Here is an 18,282-nt window from a genome sequence, read left to right on the forward strand (position 1 = left end):
CTGCTCATGATCGAGATCCCGTCCGACCTTCACAAGGACCTCGTCCCCCTCGCCTTCCTGCTCGGCAGCTGGGCGGGCGCGGGCGTGCACGACTTCCCCGGCTCCGAGAAGTGCAACTTCGGGCAGGAGGTCACCTTCACCCACGACGGCCGGGACTTCCTGGAGTACCGGTCCCACACCTGGGTGCTGGACAACGACGGCAACAAGGTGAAGCCGCTGGAGTCCGAGTACGGCTTCTGGCGCATCGACGCCGACCGCAAGGTCGAGGTCACCATGGTCCGCGACGACGGCGTCGTCGAGATCTGGTACGGCGAGCTGGCCGCCAAGAAGCCGCAGATCGACCTGGTCACGGACGCGGTGGCCCGTACGGCCGCCTCCGGCCCGTACACCGGCGGCAAGCGGCTGTACGGCTATGTCAAGAGCGACCTCATGTGGGTCGGCGAGAAGCAGACCCCCGAGGTCGAGCTGCGCCCCTACATGTCGGCCCACCTGAAGAAGGTCGTCACCCCGGAGGACGTCGAGCGCTGGGCGAAGGCCCTGCCCGATGACATGCCGGACGACGGCATCGCTTTCTTCAAGTAGTCCTAGACTCTTGGGTGTGGTGAGCACCGACTGGAAGAGCGACCTCAGGCAGCGCGGCTACCGGCTGACGCCTCAGCGTCAGCTTGTCCTGGAAGCCGTGGACACCCTTGAGCATGCGACCCCCGACGACATCCTCGTGGAAGTGAGGAAGACGGCGTCGGGGGTCAACATTTCCACCGTGTACCGGACCCTGGAGCTCCTGGAGGAGCTCGGGCTGGTCAGCCATGCCCACCTCGGGCACGGCGCGCCGACGTATCACCTGGCGGACCGGCACCATCACCTCCACCTGGTCTGCCGCGACTGCACGAACGTGATCGAGGCCGATGTCTCGGTGGCCGCGGACTTCACGGCGAAACTGCGCGAGACCTTCGGGTTCGACACGGACATGAAGCACTTCGCGATCTTCGGCCGCTGCAAGGACTGTGCGGAGCGCGCAGGCCGACCGGACCGTTCGGCCGAGGGCTCGAACGGCAAGACTTCAACTACCGAGTCGTAGGCTTGTGCCCATGAAGAGCCCCCTGCTGACCCTGCCCGGTGCCGTGCCCGCCGAGGGCGTGGACGAAGGCGTCGCCGCCCACTACGGCGACCTGTTCCGCGAGCAGCGTGCCCTCGCCGACGGCACCGGATTCGTCGACCTCTCGCACCGCGGAGTGATCGCCGTCACCGGCCAGGACCGGCTGAGCTGGCTGCATCTGCTGCTCACGCAACACGTCAGCGATCTCCCGGTGGGCGAGGCCACCGAGGCGCTGATCCTCTCCGCGCACGGCCACATCGAGCACGCGCTGTACCTGGTCGACGACGGCACGACGGTCTGGGCCCATGTCGAGCCCGGCACACAGGATGCGCTGATCGCGTACCTGGAGTCGATGAAGTTCTTCTACCAGGTCGAAGTCGCCGACCGGACCGCCGAGTTCGCGGTCGTGCACCTGCCCGCCGGGTCCATCGCCGAGGTGCCCGAGGGCGGCGTCGTACGCGAGACGGCGTACGGCCGCGACCTGTTCCTCCCGCGTGCCGACCTCGAGTCGTACGCGGAGAAGGCCGGCCCGCCGGCCGGAATCCTCGCCTACGAGGCGCTGCGCGTCGAACACCACCGCCCGCGCCTCGGCTTCGAGACCGACCACCGCACCATCCCGCACGAGTTGGGCTGGATCGGCAGCGCGGTGCATCTGCAGAAGGGCTGCTACCGCGGCCAGGAGACCGTCGCCCGCGTCCACAACCTCGGCAAGCCGCCTCGCCGGCTGGTCTTCCTGCACCTCGACGGCAGCGAGGTGCACCTGCCGACGCCCGGCACCGAGATCCGGCTCGCCGACGAGGGCCCCGACGGCCGCAAGATCGGTTTCATCACGACGTCCGTACGGCACCACGAGCTCGGCCCGGTCGCGCTCGCGCTGGTCAAGCGGAACGTGCCGGTGGACGCGCCGCTGATGGCGGACACGACGGCCGCGGCCCAGGAGACGGTGGTCGAGCCCTGAGGATGGCAGCGACGACCGGATCTCGATCGGAAGTGATCAGCTGGTGATCAGATTTCGATCAGTACCGTAAACGGGCCGTCGTTTGTCAAGCCCACCCGCATCCTGGCCCCGAACCGGCCCGTCGCCACCGTCGCGCCCAGAGCGCGGAGTTGGGCTACGACCTCGTCGACGAGCGGCTCGGCGACATCGCCCGGTGCGGCGGCGTTCCAGGTGGGCCGTCGTCCCTTGCGTGCGTCGCCGTACAGGGTGAACTGGCTGATGACGAGGAGCGGGGCGTCGATGTCGCTGCAGGACTTCTCGTCCTGCAGCATGCGGATCGACCAGAGTTTGCGGGCGAGTTGGGCCGCCTTCTCCTTGGTGTCCTCGTGTGTGACACCGACGAGGACGCACAGCCCCTGGCCGTCGATCTCCCCGACCGTCTCGTCGTCCACGACGACGCTCGCGCCGTCCACCCTCTGCACCACAGCTCGCATGCGGCCATCATGCCGTGTGCGGGGGAGTGGCCTCTTTGGGGGTTTCTTTTTTGATCCTTAACCCCCCATCTGGGCCCGTTCGGGGGCACTCGGTCACATTGCGGCCAGTTGGGATGGCACCATGCTTCCACACGCCGGTCGAGGGGACGGTAGAGGCATATGAGCACACCGAGTTCAGGGCAGCCTCCAGGGGCTGTCGTGTTGAACCACGCGGCCCAGCTGGACGGCCTGCGGCCGCCCACCCAGCGCACGGCCGAGGATCCGGGGCCGCGGCTGCCCGTGGAACCGCCCGAGCACGACCTGACCGCACTCAGTCTGCCCGAGCTGCGCACCCTGCGCCGGGACGCCCAGCGCGACGAGGCGGACCTGAGTTATGTACGACGGCTGCTGCAGGGGCGGATCGACATCCTGCGGGCGGAGGTGGCACGGCGCTCGCCGGCGGGCGCGGCGGCCGTCGTCGACCGCCTTTCGGAGATCCTGACCGACGCCCCGGCCCGCCACCGCTCCTCGGCCCGCCATGTGACGCTGGGCACCCCGCAGAGCGAGGAGTACCGGCTGCTGGCGGCCGAGATGCTGGCCGAGGTGGAACTGTCGGACCTGGAGGCCCGCACGGACGCCGAACTGAACACCGCGATGGGACGCCTCGTCCGCTACGAGCAGCAGGTGTCCCGCCGTCGCCAACGCCTGCAGCGCACGGCCGACGACTGCAGCGCGGAGATCGCGCGGCGGTACCGGGACGGTGAGGCGCAGGTCGACGACCTGCTGACGTAGCACGCCGGCCGGAGCATTCTGAGGTCCGGCGCCTGAGGCGAGCCCCCACCCACGCGGAGGGGGCTTCGCCTTGTGGCGCCGGGCTGGGAAGGGGCGGCGGGGGCGGGGAAAACCCGGCGACACCCCACGCCCGCCCACCTACCGTGACCCCATGAGCCGTCCCGAACCTCCCACCCCCATAGACGTCCGCCCGATCACCGAGGCCGAGATCCCCGACTGGATCCGGGCCCTGAACACCGGCTTCCTGCGCAGCCCCGACGTCGCCGAGACAGAGATCGCCGACCGCGCGTCGTACATCGTCCCGTCCCGCACCCTCGGCGCCTTCGACACCGGCCGCTGCGTGGCGACCTTCCGCTCCTTCGCACAGGAGATCACCGCGGTCGGCGGCGCCCCCGTCCCCGCGGACGCCATCTCGAACGTCACCGTCAGCCCCACCCACCGTCGCCGCGGCCTGCTCACCCGCATGATGGCCCACGACCTGGCCGCCGCGAAGGACCGCGGCGACGTCGTCGCCACCCTGATCGCCGCCGAGTACCGGATCTACGGTCGCTACGGCTTCGGCCCCGCCACGTCCACGGCCCAGTGGACCGTGGACGTCCCCCGCACCGGCCTCGACCCGAGGTGGTCCGGCCCCGAGGACGGCGGCCGTATCGACATCGTGGACGGCGCGGACGTACGCAAGATCGGCCCGGAGCTGTTCGAGCGGGTGCGCCGGGCGCAGCCGGGTGCCGTCGACCGGGGCGAGCGGTGGTGGCAGGTCAGCACCGGGGTGCTGCGCCTGGACAGGTCCCCGTGGACCGAGCCCTTCTTCGCCGTGTACCGCTCGGCGGGCGGCGAGGTCCAGGGGCTGGCGTCGTACAAGGCGGACGACCACTGGGGCGACGGCAAGCAGCCGCTCAACACGGCGACCGTGAACTGGCTCATCGCGGCGACCCCGGACGCCGAGCGCGCCCTGTGGCGCTACCTGTGCTCGATCGACTGGATCACGACGGTCAAGAGCGGCTGGCGGGCTCCCGACGACCTCTTGCCCCTCTACCTCCCCGATCCGCGGGCGGCCAGGGTCACGACGCTGGCGGACTGGCTGTGGGTACGGATCCTGGATGTCGTACGGGCGCTGGAGGCGCGGACGTACGAGGGGCAGGGGTCGCTGGTGCTGGAGGTCGTGGACGGGGGCGGGCTGGCGGGCGGACGCTACCTGCTGGAGGCGTCGACCGACGGGGCCTCCTGCACGCCGACCACGGCCGCTCCCGAACTCACCCTCGACGTGGCCGACTTGGGCAGACTCTGGCTCGGTGACGAGTCCGCCGTACGGCTCACCGCGCTGGGGCGGGTCCGGGAAGAACGAGCGGGCGCCGCCCGGGTGGCCGACGCCCTGCTGCGTACGTCCAGGCGACCTTGGTGCCCGGACATCTTCTGAGGCCTCCTCTCGGCCGGTGACAGGTCTGCTCATCCGTAGCGAGCTGTTCAGTTGTGGTGGTGGGCTGTGCGCCCGTATCCGGTTGGGCCGCGCGGTTGTGGCTGTGCGGTCGGTATTCGGTTGTCGATGTGAAGTTGTGGCTGTGCTGACCGACCGGGCTCCCGGCTCCCCTCCGGAAGGGAGACCGGACGGCCGAACCTGGTCACCGGGCCTTCGCAGGAAGGCCTAGTGGGCGAGCAGCATGACGAGGATCACCGCGCCGATGCCGCCGATCATGGTGTTCTTGGCCTTGATACCGATGGTCAGGGCGAGAAAGGCGATGATGCCCATCGGCCCGTACTTCCACTGGATGAGTTGCTCGAATCCAATGACGAGTGCGGCGACGGCGAGGTAGATGAGCGGCATGCCGGTCTCCTCTCGGGGACGATGGTCGACAGAACCGACTCTGGTGGCCAACCCTCCTGAAGTTTGACCATGTTGCTCAAGTTGGCGACCAACTTCACTGTACTTATGACCGCTTGGAAGCGACTCATAACCACCATCCCTGGAACTGCCTAAAGATGGCGGGAAGTTGTAGTGTTTGGTCGTGGAGCCGAAACACGCCTCCGTCACTGGGCGGAAGAGTTCACAGCGGCCACAGAAGTCACATCGGGACGTGGCCGATGAGCTGCGCGCCCGCATCACCTCGGGCGCGTTGCAGCCCGGCCAGCGCATGCCCACTCAGGCCAAGCTGGCGGACGAGTTCGGCGTCGAGCGCGGAGCCGTGCGGCAGGCGCTGCGCATCCTGCAGTCGGAGCATCTGCTCACCAACGTGTCCAAAGGGGCCCCGGCGACCGTCGCCCCCGACCTGGGCAGGGCGCTGACCGGCCCGGGAGCCGCACCGCAGCCGACCATGGTGGCCCTCGCCCCGCGGATAGCGGCCGCCTTCGCCGCCCCGCACGTCGAGATCGACGCACTGTGCCTCACCTCGGTCTCCCTCACGCTCGCCATGGGCGAACCGCTCCGTCAGATCCACGCCGGACAGCTGAAACCGGCCAAGGTCGACGTCCGTGTCATGCTGCCGAGCCGCGACATCTCGCTTGCGTTCCCGACACCGGTGGACGGCTCGGCCGACGACGCCGATGTACAGCTGCGCCGGCGCTGGCTCGCCCAGCGCAACGCCCAGGGCCAGGTGCTCCGGCACAATCTGCTGGCGCTGCGCGCCACGCACGGTATCGATGTGCACGTCACCTTCCGCGCGCTGCCGTTCACGCCGCCGGTGAAGCTCTACCTGCTCAACGGCACGGAGGCGCTCTTCGCCTACTACACGCTGGCGCGCAGCGAGGTGGAGATCGGTCAGCAGCACCTGGAGATGTACGACGCCCCCGGCATCCAGTCGCCGCTGTTCGCCTTCGAGCAGGGGTTCGGGCTGCGGGACACGACATTCGTGGAGCAGTCGCATGTGTGGTTCAACGCGCTGTGGGAGACGATCAGTTCGGAGCTGCAGCTCACGAGCTGATCATCCCCCACAGTGTTTGACCTGAGTGTTTGTCGGCGTCATAGGGCGGGACCCGAAAGCAGGATCGCGAGGACGACGGCCCCTATCGAACTGACGGTCGGGCTCTTGGCCTTGATGCCGATGGTGAGCAGCAGCAGGCCGATGATGCCGGTGGCACCGTACTTCCACTGGAGGGTCTGCTCGACGCCGACGACGAACACGGCGGAGAGGAGTGCGAGGACGGGCATCTGTGTTTCCCCCTTCGGGCTTCTGGGGATGGAAGGATTACTTCCGCCAACTCAACCAACTTGGAACCAACTCCAACTAAGTTGTCCCCACTTGGCCCCTACTTTGAAACAAGCTACAAACAACTGCCCATAGATGGGCGCGAGTTGTAGCGTTTGGTCGTGACCCAGGAGAACGTGGCAGTGAACGGCAGCAGGAGACTCTCGCCGCAGGAGATCGCCGACATCCTGCGGGAACGGATCCGCGTCGGAGAGCTCAAGGCAGGCGACCGCCTGCCCACCCAGGCCGAGCTGGCCGAGGAGTTCGGCGTGGAGCGAGGCACCGTACGCCAGGCCCTGCGCGCACTACAGGAGGACGGCCTCCTCACCAACGTCAGCAAGGGCAGCCCGCCGCGTATCGCCCTGCCGGCCCCCACCCGGGGCGCCCCCCAGCCGACCATGGTCAGCCTCGCCCCCCGCCTGACGGAGGCCTTCGCCGCACCCCACGTCAGCGTGGACGTCGTATGCCACACCTCGGAAACCCTGATGCTGGCCCTCGGTGAACCCCTCCGCCTGATCCACGAGGGCTCTGTTCACCCCGAGTCGATCGACGTCCGGCTCCTGCTGCCGTCCCGGGACATCCATCTCGCCTTTCCGGTCCTGGTGGACGGACGGGGCGACGACGACCCGGTCCACGAACGCTGGCTGGCGATGCGCAACGCCCAGGCCCAGGTGCTGCGCCACAATCTCCAGGCCGTCCGCTCCACCCACGGCATCGACGTCCACGTCACCTTCCGCGCCCTGCCGTTCACACCCCCGGTGAAGCTCTACCTCCTCAACGGCGACGAAGCGCTGATCGGCTACTACGTCCTCACCGAACGCCAGGAGGAGTACGAAAGCCGCACCCTGGACATGTACGACGCGCTCGGCTCCCAGTCCCTGCTCTTCTCCTTCGTCAAGCAGGCCGGGCAGCGCGACGCCGCGTTCGTGGAGGAATCCCAGAAGTGGTTCGACGCCCTCTGGGAAACCATCACCACTGACCTGACACTCTCCTAGTGACTTCTGATACGAAGCAGACTGAACAGGTGACAGCAGAGACCGAGAACGACACGGAACGACTCCGCGAACTGATCACGCGCGCCCGCGTCGTGCTGTGGGACTTCGACGGCCCGATCTGCCGGCTGTTCGCGGGGCATTCGGCGGAGCGGGTGGCGGCCGAGCTGGTGGAGTGGCTCGAGGGGCGGGGGCTGCACGGGCTGCTCCACGAGAGCGAGCGGGGCACCGCGGACCCGCACGTGGTCCTACGAGCCGTCGACCTCCGCCACCCGGACAGCGACCTCGTCGCGGAGCTGGAGGAACGTCTCACCCACGAGGAACTGCGGGCCGTGCCCTTGGCCATGCCCACTCCGTTCGCCGACCCGTTGATCCGTACCTGGACGGGGGTGGGCGCGCGGTTGGCGATCGCCACGAACAACTCGCCTCGGGTAGTGCGCAGTTACCTGGAGGACCGTCACCTGCTCGACTGCTTCCGTCCCCACATCTACGGCCGCAGCCAGGATCTTCAGTACCTCAAGCCCAACCCGCGCTCCCTGCACCGCGCCCTGAACGCGATGGGAGCAGCGCCGTCCAGCGCTCTGTTCATCGGCGACGCCCCCACGGACTGTCAGGCTGCCCACACCGCCGGAGTCCCGTTCCTCGGCTACGCGCGCAACGGCCGCAAGGAGAAGTTGCTGCAGGATGCGGGGGCCACGGTGATCGTGGGTTCCTTGCAGCCGGTGCTGGAGATTCTGTGGAGTGCTCCTCGGCCGGGAGCCGATTGAGGCTGCGCTGGACCGGGGGACTGGGCCAGGAGCAGGACGGCGAGCACGGCGGCCACCCATAAGCAGGCCGTGTTGCGGGTCCGGATCCCGATTCCGAGGAGCAGCAGCAACAGCACCCCCAGCGCTCCGAACTGCGACTGCACCAGCTGGTTCATGCCCATAAGGAATATGCCCAGCACCAGTTGGACCGCGGTCATGGCTCCCCCTAGCGTCAACTTTCCAGCAAGCGATCAAATTTCAGTCCAATTGGACTGGTTGACTAATCTGGATGTGCCCGAGTTCGCTGATCCCTTAACCCGAGCAGCCAAGTCGGAGTACCGTCGTGGTGTGAGTGACGGCACCACCACCAGCGTTGGCGGCAAGGAGTCCGAGCGCGTCGCCTCAGAGCTGCGGGCTCGAATCACGAGCGGGAGGTACCCGTTCGGCTCGAACCTCCCATCGCAACGCGAGCTGGCCGAGGAGTTCGACGTCTCCCGCGACACCGTGCAGCGGGCCCTCAGGGAGCTGAAGAGCGAGCAGCACTGGATCGAATCGCGCCAGGGCAGCGGATCCCGGGTGATCTGGCAGCAGCGGATCCACTCGCCCACGAACGACACACGTTCCGGCCGTGCCGTCACATTGGGGGCGCTCATCGCTGAGGCCTTCGAGCAGGACGAAGTCACGCTGGACGTCTTCACGTTGACGTCGGAGTCCCTGGGCGCGCACATCCGCGCGCAGGCCGAGAGGATCCAGGTGGGGCAGATCTCCCCGCTGCGGATCGCGCTGCGCGTGCTGCTGCCTGCCGAGTGGTTGACCATGCCCTACTGGCGTACCGGCAACCCCGACCACGACGAGATCCTGAAGCAGCGATATCTGGACCTCAGGCGTCGGCACACGGCGACGTTGCATGGCTTGGTCGGTGATCTGCGGGCCATGAAAGTAGGGCCCTCGGTGGAGTTCGAGGTCCGTCACATTGGACTGGTCCCGTACTCCAAGCTCTACCTGGTCAACCAGCAGCAGGCCTTGGAAGGCCCGTACGAGGTCTACCTGCGAACATTCGAACTGGACGACGGCCAGGAGGTCGAGGCCCCGGACGTGGTCGGCCTGGGTGCCGGGCTCACGCATTACGTCAAGGACGACGATCCCACGTCCCAGGGCACCGAGTTCGTATCCAGGAGGCAGGACTGGTTCACGTCTGCGTGGAAGCTCCTCGCAGGCTGACCGAGTCCGGCGAACGGCGTTCCTCAAGCAGCTTGCGTGCCGCTGCTGTCACGGGGCGATATGAGGAGACCACGGCGTCCGCCCCCTCCCGTGCCATCTCCTTGGCTCGGACTTCGTCCTGCGTCCAGCCGAGGAACGGCGTCCCGGCTGCCCGGGCCGCGATGAGGTCGGTCGGCTGATCCCCCACCATGAGGCAGGCGGCTGGGGGAAGCGAGAGATGGGCGAGGGCACGGCGCACGCAGTGGGGGTTCGGCTTCATGAGCCGTGCGTCGTGCGGGTCCCGGCCGAACACCGCCTCGAACTCGGAGGCCAGCCCCACCCGTCCGAGATACGTCAGGATCGGGCCCCGGGCGTTGTTGCTGACGACTACCAGGCGAACACGGAGCTCACGGAGCTGCTTCACGAGCTCGCCGATGTCCGGCACCGGAACCGCGCCGGCGACGGCCTTGGACTCCTGCTCGGCGATGATCTCCTCGGCGCGATCGAGCGGACGGCGGCTGGGGCGCTCCGGGGTCTCCCGGCCGCACAGGCGCTCGTATATCCGCCACAAGGGCCGGAGTACCTGGTGGGAGTCGTCGCATGCCTCGACGCCCGGGTCGAGGGTGCCCCAGTCCTGCCGGGCTGCCTGCTTGATCTGTCTCGCCACCTCCTGCGTGGACTCAGGGAAGAACCGGCAGACGGGACCGTCGAAGTCGAACAGCACGGCGCGCGTGGCGGCGAGCAGGCGCCGTACGTCTGCCTGGTCGACGGTGACCTGAGCCATGGGCCTCCTCGCGCTCACCGGGGTCGTGGCTCCCGCGGGCTGTCGTGACCAACGACCCGGCCGGGGCACGGGCATCAGCTCAGTTGCTCGCTCGCCAGTGCGCCGGTTCGCCCATGCCGGGGACCGGCGGCGTGGAATGCGTCGGGTTCTGCACCGTTACGCGGTGCCGGTGGAGTAACGTGCGTCTCCTCTTACCCCATGGGCTCCACCGAAATGGGCTGAACCCGGCAAATGTCACCCCAAGCAGTGTCCGACGCTCGACAACTCGCCGCCGAAATGAGTGGCGGGGACTCGAGCGTGGTCACGGGCCCGCTCAAGGGGTACCACCACGAGACCTACGTGCTGCGGCTGCTGGACGGGACGCAGATCGTCAAGGTCCGGGAGCCGCGTTCCGAGATCCTCTGGTTCGACCGGCGATGCTTCGAGTCTGAGGAGAAACTGCTGCGCGCCCTGCAGGGGGAGCTCACGCGCATCCCCGAGGTCCTGGACGTCGCGGGTATGGGATTTCAGGGATTCATCGAAGGGCGGACCCTTCCCGCCCGCCGCTGGGCGGGAGGACGTGTTCCCGATGCAGTCCTCGACCAGATCGTCGAACTCTTCCGGCAGATGGCACGGATCGGGCCCTCCAGGCTCGAAGACGTGCCGAGGCGGTGCCGGCTCGAGGACCGAGCCGCGGACGGCGACACTGACGGGTTCCTGGAGCGCCTGATCGTCTTCATCGAGGAGCAGGTCTACCTCAAGAACTTCGCGCAGTTCGGTGCACTCTTCGAAGAACTCGGTGTGCGGCCGGATTCGTTCACCCACCTCAGAAAGCACGTGGCGGGACTCAAGCAGCGCCCTTTCTGCCTGCTGCACGCGGACCTGCACCGTAAGAACTTCGTGGTCGACTCCCAGGGCGAACTGTGGACAATCGACTGGGAACTGGCAATGCTGGGCGATCCGCTCTACGACCTCGCCACCCATCTGTATCTGATGCGCTATCCGAAGGACCAGCGGCACCGAATGACCGAGGATTGGCGCCGGGTCGTCGAGCGCATCAATCCCGACGGCGCGTACGGCTTGGAAACGGACCTGGACTCGCTTCTCGACTTCAAGCGGGCACAGTCGGTCTTCACCGACGTCATCCGTGTGTCGCTGTCGCTGAGCGAGGGAACGGGCTTCAACTGGCTGGCTCTGCCGCTGGCTGCCCGGAGGCTGCAGAGGATCCTGTCCGCGGCGGCCCAGCCCCTCGGGCTGACCGGGGTGCCGAGTCAGCCGGAGATCATGACAGCCCTCGTGCGCCGGCAGCGGTCCCTGCTTTCCGCCGCCGATTCCTGACCACGCGGCGCGTGGAGAGACCGAGGAGCTACGCGACGCCGTGATGCGGCGGCTCGACGCAGAGGTGCAGCGGCTGGGGGCGGTCCGCCAGCCACGGGTCCTCCACCCACGGGCGTTGGCCGTCGGTGTCCAGCAGTCCGGGGACCTCGATCGGCTGGGTGAAGTCCGGCACCAGGACCCGCAGGCTCACCGAGGGACCTCACCGGGTACGACTCCCCGCTGACCCGATGGTCCGTCGATGACGGCGACCACGCCCGGAGGGCCATCATGCGCCGCCGGGAGTTCTTCGAGACGCTCTGGAACGCGGCGCGCCGCCCTCGTGCGTAGGCTCGCCGCATGAGTGACACAGGCGCCAGCGCGACCGGCCTGCGCGAGCGCAAGAAGCAGCGGATGTACCGAACCGTCTCCGACACCGCCATCCGCCTCTTCCTCGAGAAGGGCTTCGACGCCGTCTCCGTGGCAGAGGTCGCCGCCGCCGCGGAGATCTCCAAGCCGACGTTGTTCCGGTACTTCCCGGCGAAGGAGGACCTCGTGCTGTACCGGTTCGCCGATCACGAGGGCGAGGCAGCCCGGGTGGTGCGGCAGGGGAGCGCCTCGCCCGTCGAGGCGTTGCGGCGGCATTTCCTCGACGGGCTGGAGCGGTGTGACCCCATCACCGGGCTCAACGATCATCCCGACGTGCTGGCCTATCAGTCGCTGCTGTACGGGACACCCGCGCTGGCGGCCCGCCTGTACGGCTATCTGGAGCGTTCCGAGGCCGCGCTCGCAGAGGCGCTGGGTGGCGGGCTGGACGGGCGGCTGGCCGCCGGGCAGATCGTTGCCGTGCAGCGGATTCTCGCGCAGGAGAACTGGCGTCGGATCGCTGCGGGGGAGCGGGCGGCCGAGGTGCGGGGGGACGCGGTGGCGGCGGCCGAGCGGGCGTTCGGGCTGTTGGAGGCGGGCCTGCCTGCCGCGGTTCGAGGCGATGTTGTCTGAGGCTCGGTAAAAAATTTAACTCGGTCACGTTATTTCGGTACGCTCCTTGGAATGACGTCACTGCATCACGAGCTCGCCAAGGAACGCGCCCACCACGACCGCTGCCGAACCGCCCTCGCCGCCATGGTCGACGGCGCCCAGGAGCAGGTCGTCACCGCCGAGGACGTCGCCGCCTCCGGTGCCGACGCCGAGGTGCTCGGGTACCGGCTGCGCAGCCGGGCGAAGGCGATGCGGGAGCTGCCCGAAGGACCCCTGTTCTTCGGGCGGTTGGACGCCGATCGGCAGGCGCTGCACATCGGGCGGATGCGGATCAGCGAGGATGTCGCCGCCCCGCCCCTCGTCGTCGACTGGCGGGCTCCCGTGTCCCGCGCCTTCTACCAGGCCAGTGCACGCGACCCGCAGGGCGTCGACGTACGGCGACGGTTCGGCTGGGCACCCGGCAGCCGCGGCGACTCCGCCGACCTCACCGGCCTGGAGGACGAACACCTCGACCGGGGCGAGTCGCGCGTCAGCGACATCGTCGCCCGGGAGATCGAACGGCCCCGCGTCGGGCCCATGCGCGACATCGCCGCCACCATCCAGCCCGAGCAGGACGATCTCGTACGAGGTGACCTCGCCGTCTCCGTGTGTGTGCAGGGCGCTCCCGGCACAGGCAAGACCGCCGTCGGCCTGCACCGCGCCGCGTACCTGGTCTACACCCATCCGCAGCGTTTCCGGCGCGGCGGCCTGCTGATCCTCGGGCCCAACCCGACCTTCTTGTCGTACATCTCCGAGGTGCTGCCCGCCCTCGGCGAGACCGGCGTACGGCAGTCCACGCTGCGGGACGAGATCGCCCGGCAGCCGGTCACCGGGGTGGATGACGAGAGGGCCGCCGGTCTCAAGCACGACGTCCGGATGGCACAGGTGCTGCGGCGGGCGCTGTACCTGCGGGTGGGCGGACCGCCCCGCGTCGACCCGCTGGTGCTGACCGACGGTTCGTATCGGTGGCGGGTTCCGGAGGACGAGCTGCTGCGGATCGTCGCGGGGGTGCGGGCCGAGGGGCCGCCGTACGGCGTCGGCCGGGAGCGGGTGCGTACGCGGGTGGTGCGGCGCATCCAGGAGCAGGCCGAGCGGCGGGCCGGGCCGCGGAGCAGCGCGTGGGTGCAGAGGATCTCGCGGGCGCGGGCGGTCGGGGCGTACGTCGACGCCGTATGGCCCCGGGTGCGGCCCGAGGAGGTTGTGGCTCAACTGCTCGCTGACCCCGGGGTGTTGGGGGAGGCCGCAGACGGGCTGCTGGACGCGGGCGAGCAGCAGGCGCTGCTGTGGGCGAAGCCGCCCCGGTCGTGGAAGTCGGCGCGCTGGTCGGCCGCCGATCTCGTGCTCCTCGACGAGGTCGCGGGGCTTGTCGAGCATCCGAAGGGGTACGGCCATGTCGTCGTGGACGAGGCGCAGGATCTGTCGCCGATGGAGTGCCGGGCGATCGCGCGGCGGGCGGACTTCGGGTCGGTGACCGTGCTCGGGGATCTGGCGCAGGGGACGACGCCGTGGGCCGCGCGGTCGTGGCAGAGCGTGCTGGGGCAGCTGGGGAAGCCGGACGCGGTGGTCGTGCCGCTCACTACGGGGTTCCGGGTGCCCGGGGCGGTGCTGGCGCTGGCCAACCGGCTGCTGGAGCGGCTGGATGTGGAGGTGCCGGCGGCTCGCTCGCTGCGCGTTGACGGGGAGCTGCGGTTCCGGCAGGCCGACGGCGATCTGCTGGGCGCGGTCGTCGGAGCCGTACGGGACGCACTGGACCGGGAGGGGTCGGTCGGGGTCGTCGCGGCCGACGCGGACGCGGACCGGGTGCGGGAGGCACTGGCGGGGGCCGGGATCGCGGCGGGGGGCGCGGACGACCTGGGCGCGCGGGTGACCGTCGTACCGGCGAGTGTGGTGAAGGGGCTGGAGTACGACCATGTCGTCGCCGTGGAGCCGGCGGCGATCGTGGCCGCGGAGGAGCGGGGACTGCAGCGGCTGTACGTGGTGGTGACGCGGGCGGTGGCGGGGTTGGAGGTGGTGCACGGGAGGCCGTTGCCGTTCTGAGAGCGCGGCCTCCCGTGCTGCCCTAGGCGGCGCCCAGGACCGGGAGCAACTGCTCCTCCTCGTAGGTCAGATGCGCCTCCAGCTCCGCCGTCAGGCGCTCCACCTCGCCGCGGGCGGTGGCGGGGTCCGGGTGGTCGGCGGTCACGGCGAGGCGCAAATCCTCGACGAGGGCGGCGATGCGCTGGTGCTCTTCCCCGAGGCGGGCCAGGGTGGGAGCGAACTCGGGGTGCCGGTCTGCCAGGAACGGGAACAGGCCCACGTCCTCGCCGGTGTGGTGGTTGTGCAGGCCGGCGCAGAAGGTCAGGCAGTTGACGCGGAGCTGGGCGCCCAGGGTGGCGCCGCCCTTGGCCATCTCCTCGCGGATCAGGGCGAGTTCGCGGCGGAAGGCGTCGTGGACGACCTTGACGGCCTCGCCCATGGAGGAGGCGTTGATGTTCGGAGGGCCGTCCTGGGCGATCTCGTGCAGGGCGACCACGGGGATCACCCGCCGCGTCTTCTCCTGGTACTGCGCCCAGCCCGGATCCGCCTCCACGGCCCGCGCGAAGGCCAGGTCACGCTCCTCGCCGTCGAGTACGACCGCCCGCGCCTCGTACGTGAACGCGCCGCTCTCGACGGTGACTTGAGGATTCGCGAGGAGGTTGTGGAACCACGCCGGGTGGCTGGGGGCGCCGCCGGCCGAGGCGATGACCAGGACGCGGTCGGCGCCGTCGGGGAGGTAGCCGACGGGGGTGGTGTGCGGGCGGCCGGTGCGGGCGCCGGTGGTGGTGAGGAGGATCAGTCGGGCACCCTCGAAGTAGCCGCCGACGCGGCCCTTGTTGGCCCGGAACTCGTCGATGACCTGCTGATTGAAGTCGTTGGGCATTCTCTCTCTTTCTCTGTCGCTGGATTCCGTCGCTGGATTTCGTGCGGATGGAAGGCGAAGAGAAAGAGGCGGGCTCCTGGCCCGCCGCCGCAGCCTCACTCAGAGGCCGGGCAACACCCAACTCGATCACGGCACAAGGCCGACCCGGCAGTCATGAGCCGACAGTAGCGCAGCACCCCGGCCGGGGTAGATCCTTTTTCTGATGCTTCTCTTCCTGGACGTGGACGGAACGCTGATCCCCTTCGGGGCGGAACGGCCGTACCAGCTGTACGAGCCGGTCCGCGCCCTGCCGCAGAGTGCCGACCACCCCCTCCTCGCCCGGATCGACCCGGCACTCGGCGCCCGTCTGACGCGGCTCGCCGGCCTCGGTTGCGAGCTGGTGTGGGCCACGACCTGGCTGGACGACGCGAACACCTGTATCGCCCCGTGGCTGGGCCTGCCCGCGTTGCCGGTCATGGACTGGCCGGACGAGGACGACGACGAGCCCGGTTCCGGGGACGGCCTCGGCCGGCCCCGTGGCCTGCACTGGAAGACGCGGCCCCTGGTGTCCTGGGCCGCCGGCCGGCCCTTCCTCTGGGTCGACGACGAGATCACCGACGCCGACCGGGCCTGGGTGGCCGCCCACCATGCCGCGCCCGCTCTTCTCCACCGGGTCGACCACCGCTACGGGCTCACCGAACGGGACTTCGACGTACTGGAGGAGTGGGTCACCCCGCCTGGGAGCGGTGCCCCAGCAGCTCGGCCACCCGGATGAAACCGTCCGTGCCGTGCCCGAGCCCGATGACCCGGCGGGCCTGACCCTCGGCCGCGCGCATGACGCCCGCGTCGATGCCGTGCGACTCGGAGGCCTCGACGATGTGGGCCATGGAGGAGACGGCGGACGTGATCGGGTTGAGCTCACCGAAGTAGGTGCCGTCGTCGACGTCACTCGCGAGCTCGTCGAACAGCGGCGGCAGGATCGCGCCGATGCCCTGCGCGAAGGGGGCCAGCTCCCGGGCGGTGATGCCCTCGGCCCGCGCCACGGCCAGTGCGTGCGCATAGCCCGACATGGCCGTCCAGAAGATGTCGAGCAGGGCGACGTCGTAGGCGGCGGCCCGGCCGATGTCCTCGCCCAGGTGGGTATGGGTGCCGCCGAGCACGTCCAGGACGGGCCGGTGCTCGCGGTAGAGGTCCTCGGGGCCGCTGTGCAGGAACACCGCGTCGGGCGCCCCGATGGTCGTGGCCGGAGTCATGATCGCGCCGTCCAGATAGCGGATGCCGTGCGCGGCCGCCCACGCGGCCGTGTCCCGGGCGCGGGCCGGGGTGTCGGCCGTCAGGTTGACGACCGTACGGCCCTTGAGAGCGCCGGTCACGGCGTCCTGCCGCAGGACGGCGTCGGAGGCGTCGTAGTTCACCACGCAGACGACGACCAGCTCGCTCGCACCGACCGCCTCCGCCGCCGACCGCGCCCCGATCGCCCCACGGGCGAGCAGCTCCCCGTCCTTGCCCGGCGTGCGGTTCCACACGGTGGTCCGCAGTCCGGCAGCCAGGAAGGCGCCGGCCAGCGCCCGTCCCATCGGCCCCAGACCGAGCACTGTGACGGCGGACGATGCGGGCATGGACGTATCCACGATGGAGCTCCTTGAGGAAGAAGAGGCAGGGCGACGGGCGCGGTGGACGACCGCGGGGGTCAGGAAGTCGATCACCTGTCTCCAGGGTCGGACGGCGGAAGCACGCTGCCAAGTACGCACAAAAAAGTGCGTATCGGCGCCCGCGGCTACGACCGCGCCAGCTCCGCCCGGAACCCCTGGCGCCACGAGGGATAGCGCGGCTCCCAGCCGAGCTCCCTCCTGGCCTTGGCGTTGGAGAACCCGCGTCCCTCGGTCATCATCAGCACCACCACCTCGCCGGCCAGCAGCCGCGCCAGCCACTTCGGCACCCGCAGCGGCGGCTTCGCACCCGCGCAGTCGGCCAGATACGGCAGCCACTCGCTTGCCGGTGCCGGTTCGTCGTCGACGATGTTGAACACGCCCCGCGCCTGCTTCTCCACGGCCAGTACGGTGGCGCTCGCCGCGTCGTCGAGATGCACCCAGGAGCAGTAGCCGGTGCCGCCCCCGACGAGCGGGAACTGCCGCTTGCGTACGAGTTCGACCTGGTCGTCGGTGGCGCCCGGACCGTAGAAGCCGCCGTAGCGCAGGACTGTCCCGTCGGCCTGGAGGACGACGTCCTGGATGTGGCGGATGCCCTCGGCCAGCGCGTGCAGCCTGCCCGTCTCCACGGGCAGCGGGTCCTCCTCGGTCTTCACCCAGCCGCCCTCACGGATGCCGTTCCAGATGGCGGCGCTCTGCGCGACGAAGTGGGGGACGCCGGTCGCCTCGGCGGCGGCCAGCAGATGGTCCGTTCCCTCGGTGCGCAGCCGGTTGGTGGTGGCGAACCAACGGTCGAAGTGTTTGATGTCCGGCTTGCCGGAATGCGGCATGGAGATCGCCGTCATCTGGTGCACGATCACGTCCGGCCGCGCCGCCGCCACCGCCTCGCGGACCGACGCGGCATCGAGCCCGTCCATGACGACCCCGTCCGCTCCCATCTCCTTCAGCAGACCCAGCTTGGCCGCGCTCGTCGTCGTGGCCGTCACGTGATGCCCCCGCGCCACGAGCAGCGGTACCAGCCGCCGCCCGATGACCCCGGTCCCGCCTGCCACGAACACCCGCATGACACTCACCGTCCCGATTCCGGAATACGTCCACGAAACCTTGGACGAGCCGGCCGCCCGTTCTGTGACATGGCGGTCGACCGGATGCGGGTGTTCACCTCTGTGGCCGGTTCGGACCGGTCGTCGGTCGTGGCCGCCGTAGGGTGCCGGGCCCGTGACAGTGTCTTCGGTTCCGGCGCCGC

The 18,282-nt window shown here is 69.5% G+C and carries 21 protein-coding genes; 13 read left to right on the plus strand and 8 right to left on the minus strand.

The features are described 5' to 3' along the window. Positions 1-6 precede the first annotated feature (6 nt). The 3 genes from ACFY5C_RS37740 to ACFY5C_RS37750 are packed head-to-tail and all read left to right on the plus strand — an operon-like array spanning position 7 to position 2,054. Complete coding sequence (locus ACFY5C_RS37740) at positions 7-582, plus strand: FABP family protein (RefSeq protein ID WP_389453718.1); 576 nt, start codon at positions 7-9, stop codon at positions 580-582. A gap of 16 nt (positions 583-598) precedes the next feature. Continuing rightward, positions 599-1,078 (plus strand): Fur family transcriptional regulator, encoded by a 480-nt coding sequence (locus ACFY5C_RS37745; protein ID WP_389453720.1) that lies wholly within the window; start codon positions 599-601, stop codon positions 1,076-1,078. 10 nt (positions 1,079-1,088) lie between these two features. Further along, a complete protein-coding gene (locus tag ACFY5C_RS37750; protein WP_389453723.1) occupies positions 1,089-2,054 on the plus strand; it encodes a YgfZ/GcvT domain-containing protein in 966 nt (321 codons plus the stop codon). Positions 2,055-2,101: 47 nt separating this feature from the next. Here the strand turns inward: ACFY5C_RS37750 and dtd are convergent, their stop codons facing one another. Next, positions 2,102-2,527 carry a D-aminoacyl-tRNA deacylase gene (dtd, locus tag ACFY5C_RS37755; protein WP_389453726.1) on the minus strand — a complete coding sequence of 142 codons (426 nt, stop codon included), beginning with the start codon at positions 2,525-2,527 and terminating at the stop codon, positions 2,102-2,104. A 159-nt stretch (positions 2,528-2,686) separates the two neighbouring features. Here dtd and ACFY5C_RS37760 point away from each other — a divergent pair, with 159 nt between their 5' ends. Both ACFY5C_RS37760 and ACFY5C_RS37765 read left to right on the plus strand, forming a co-directional pair. Further along, positions 2,687-3,298, plus strand: a complete 612-nt coding sequence (locus tag ACFY5C_RS37760) for an aerial mycelium formation protein (protein ID WP_389453728.1) — start codon at positions 2,687-2,689, stop codon at positions 3,296-3,298. Between the two features lie 151 nt (positions 3,299-3,449). Further along, the gene (locus ACFY5C_RS37765; RefSeq protein ID WP_389453730.1) at positions 3,450-4,715 is read left to right on the plus strand and encodes a GNAT family N-acetyltransferase; all 1,266 of its coding nucleotides are present in this window, start codon (positions 3,450-3,452) and stop codon (positions 4,713-4,715) included. A gap of 225 nt (positions 4,716-4,940) precedes the next feature. Here ACFY5C_RS37765 and ACFY5C_RS37770 read toward each other — a convergent pair whose 3' ends face one another. Next, a complete protein-coding gene (locus tag ACFY5C_RS37770) occupies positions 4,941-5,120 on the minus strand; it encodes a hypothetical protein (RefSeq protein WP_328426638.1) in 180 nt (59 codons plus the stop codon). Positions 5,121-5,295: 175 nt separating this feature from the next. Here ACFY5C_RS37770 and ACFY5C_RS37775 point away from each other — a divergent pair, with 175 nt between their 5' ends. Beyond that, complete coding sequence (locus ACFY5C_RS37775; RefSeq protein WP_389453733.1) at positions 5,296-6,213, plus strand: winged helix-turn-helix domain-containing protein; 918 nt, start codon at positions 5,296-5,298, stop codon at positions 6,211-6,213. Between the two features lie 38 nt (positions 6,214-6,251). Here ACFY5C_RS37775 and ACFY5C_RS37780 read toward each other — a convergent pair whose 3' ends face one another. Then, positions 6,252-6,440, minus strand: coding sequence for a hypothetical protein (locus ACFY5C_RS37780; RefSeq protein WP_328426642.1), 189 nt, complete (start codon positions 6,438-6,440; stop codon positions 6,252-6,254). A gap of 153 nt (positions 6,441-6,593) precedes the next feature. Here ACFY5C_RS37780 and ACFY5C_RS37785 point away from each other — a divergent pair, with 153 nt between their 5' ends. The 3 genes from ACFY5C_RS37785 to ACFY5C_RS37795 all read left to right on the plus strand — a co-directional run bounded on the left by ACFY5C_RS37785 (position 6,594) and on the right by ACFY5C_RS37795 (position 9,436). Continuing rightward, positions 6,594-7,472 (plus strand): winged helix-turn-helix domain-containing protein, encoded by an 879-nt coding sequence (locus tag ACFY5C_RS37785; RefSeq protein ID WP_389453735.1) that lies wholly within the window; start codon positions 6,594-6,596, stop codon positions 7,470-7,472. A 29-nt stretch (positions 7,473-7,501) separates the two neighbouring features. Beyond that, complete coding sequence (locus ACFY5C_RS37790; RefSeq protein WP_389453738.1) at positions 7,502-8,236, plus strand: HAD family hydrolase; 735 nt, start codon at positions 7,502-7,504, stop codon at positions 8,234-8,236. A 327-nt stretch (positions 8,237-8,563) separates the two neighbouring features. Further along, positions 8,564-9,436 (plus strand): GntR family transcriptional regulator, encoded by an 873-nt coding sequence (locus ACFY5C_RS37795; RefSeq protein ID WP_389453741.1) that lies wholly within the window; start codon positions 8,564-8,566, stop codon positions 9,434-9,436. Here ACFY5C_RS37795 and ACFY5C_RS37800 read toward each other — a convergent pair. Further along, complete coding sequence (locus ACFY5C_RS37800; protein WP_389453744.1) at positions 9,405-10,199, minus strand: HAD family hydrolase; 795 nt, start codon at positions 10,197-10,199, stop codon at positions 9,405-9,407. The genes ACFY5C_RS37795 and ACFY5C_RS37800 overlap by 32 nt on opposite strands. 231 nt (positions 10,200-10,430) lie before the next feature. Here ACFY5C_RS37800 and ACFY5C_RS37805 point away from each other — a divergent pair, with 231 nt between their 5' ends. After that, on the plus strand, positions 10,431-11,516 hold the full coding sequence (locus tag ACFY5C_RS37805) for a phosphotransferase (RefSeq protein WP_389453747.1): 1,086 nt from the start codon (positions 10,431-10,433) through the stop codon (positions 11,514-11,516). Between the two features lie 28 nt (positions 11,517-11,544). Here ACFY5C_RS37805 and ACFY5C_RS37810 read toward each other — a convergent pair whose 3' ends face one another. Continuing rightward, a complete protein-coding gene (locus ACFY5C_RS37810; RefSeq protein WP_389453750.1) occupies positions 11,545-11,706 on the minus strand; it encodes a hypothetical protein in 162 nt (53 codons plus the stop codon). 146 nt (positions 11,707-11,852) lie between these two features. Between ACFY5C_RS37810 and ACFY5C_RS37815 the strand changes: the two genes are divergently transcribed. After that, complete coding sequence (locus ACFY5C_RS37815; protein ID WP_389453753.1) at positions 11,853-12,491, plus strand: TetR/AcrR family transcriptional regulator; 639 nt, start codon at positions 11,853-11,855, stop codon at positions 12,489-12,491. 51 nt (positions 12,492-12,542) lie between these two features. Beyond that, the gene (locus ACFY5C_RS37820) at positions 12,543-14,546 is read left to right on the plus strand and encodes a HelD family protein (RefSeq protein ID WP_389453756.1); all 2,004 of its coding nucleotides are present in this window, start codon (positions 12,543-12,545) and stop codon (positions 14,544-14,546) included. A gap of 22 nt (positions 14,547-14,568) precedes the next feature. Here the strand turns inward: ACFY5C_RS37820 and ACFY5C_RS37825 are convergent, their stop codons facing one another. After that, positions 14,569-15,408, minus strand: coding sequence for a nitroreductase/quinone reductase family protein (locus ACFY5C_RS37825; RefSeq protein ID WP_389453759.1), 840 nt, complete (start codon positions 15,406-15,408; stop codon positions 14,569-14,571). 202 nt (positions 15,409-15,610) lie between these two features. Between ACFY5C_RS37825 and ACFY5C_RS37830 the strand changes: the two genes are divergently transcribed. After that, positions 15,611-16,162, plus strand: coding sequence for an HAD domain-containing protein (locus ACFY5C_RS37830; RefSeq protein ID WP_389453762.1), 552 nt, complete (start codon positions 15,611-15,613; stop codon positions 16,160-16,162). Here ACFY5C_RS37830 and ACFY5C_RS37835 read toward each other — a convergent pair. Next, positions 16,116-17,006, minus strand: coding sequence for an NAD(P)-dependent oxidoreductase (locus ACFY5C_RS37835; protein ID WP_389453855.1), 891 nt, complete (start codon positions 17,004-17,006; stop codon positions 16,116-16,118). The genes ACFY5C_RS37830 and ACFY5C_RS37835 overlap by 47 nt on opposite strands. A gap of 158 nt (positions 17,007-17,164) precedes the next feature. Beyond that, positions 17,165-18,100, minus strand: a complete 936-nt coding sequence (locus ACFY5C_RS37840; RefSeq protein WP_389453765.1) for an NAD-dependent epimerase/dehydratase family protein — start codon at positions 18,098-18,100, stop codon at positions 17,165-17,167. Positions 18,101-18,282 lie beyond the last annotated feature (182 nt).

Origin of the sequence: Streptomyces sp. NPDC012935 (genome assembly GCF_042900345.1) — a bacterium.
GTDB lineage: Bacteria > Actinomycetota > Actinomycetes > Streptomycetales > Streptomycetaceae > Streptomyces.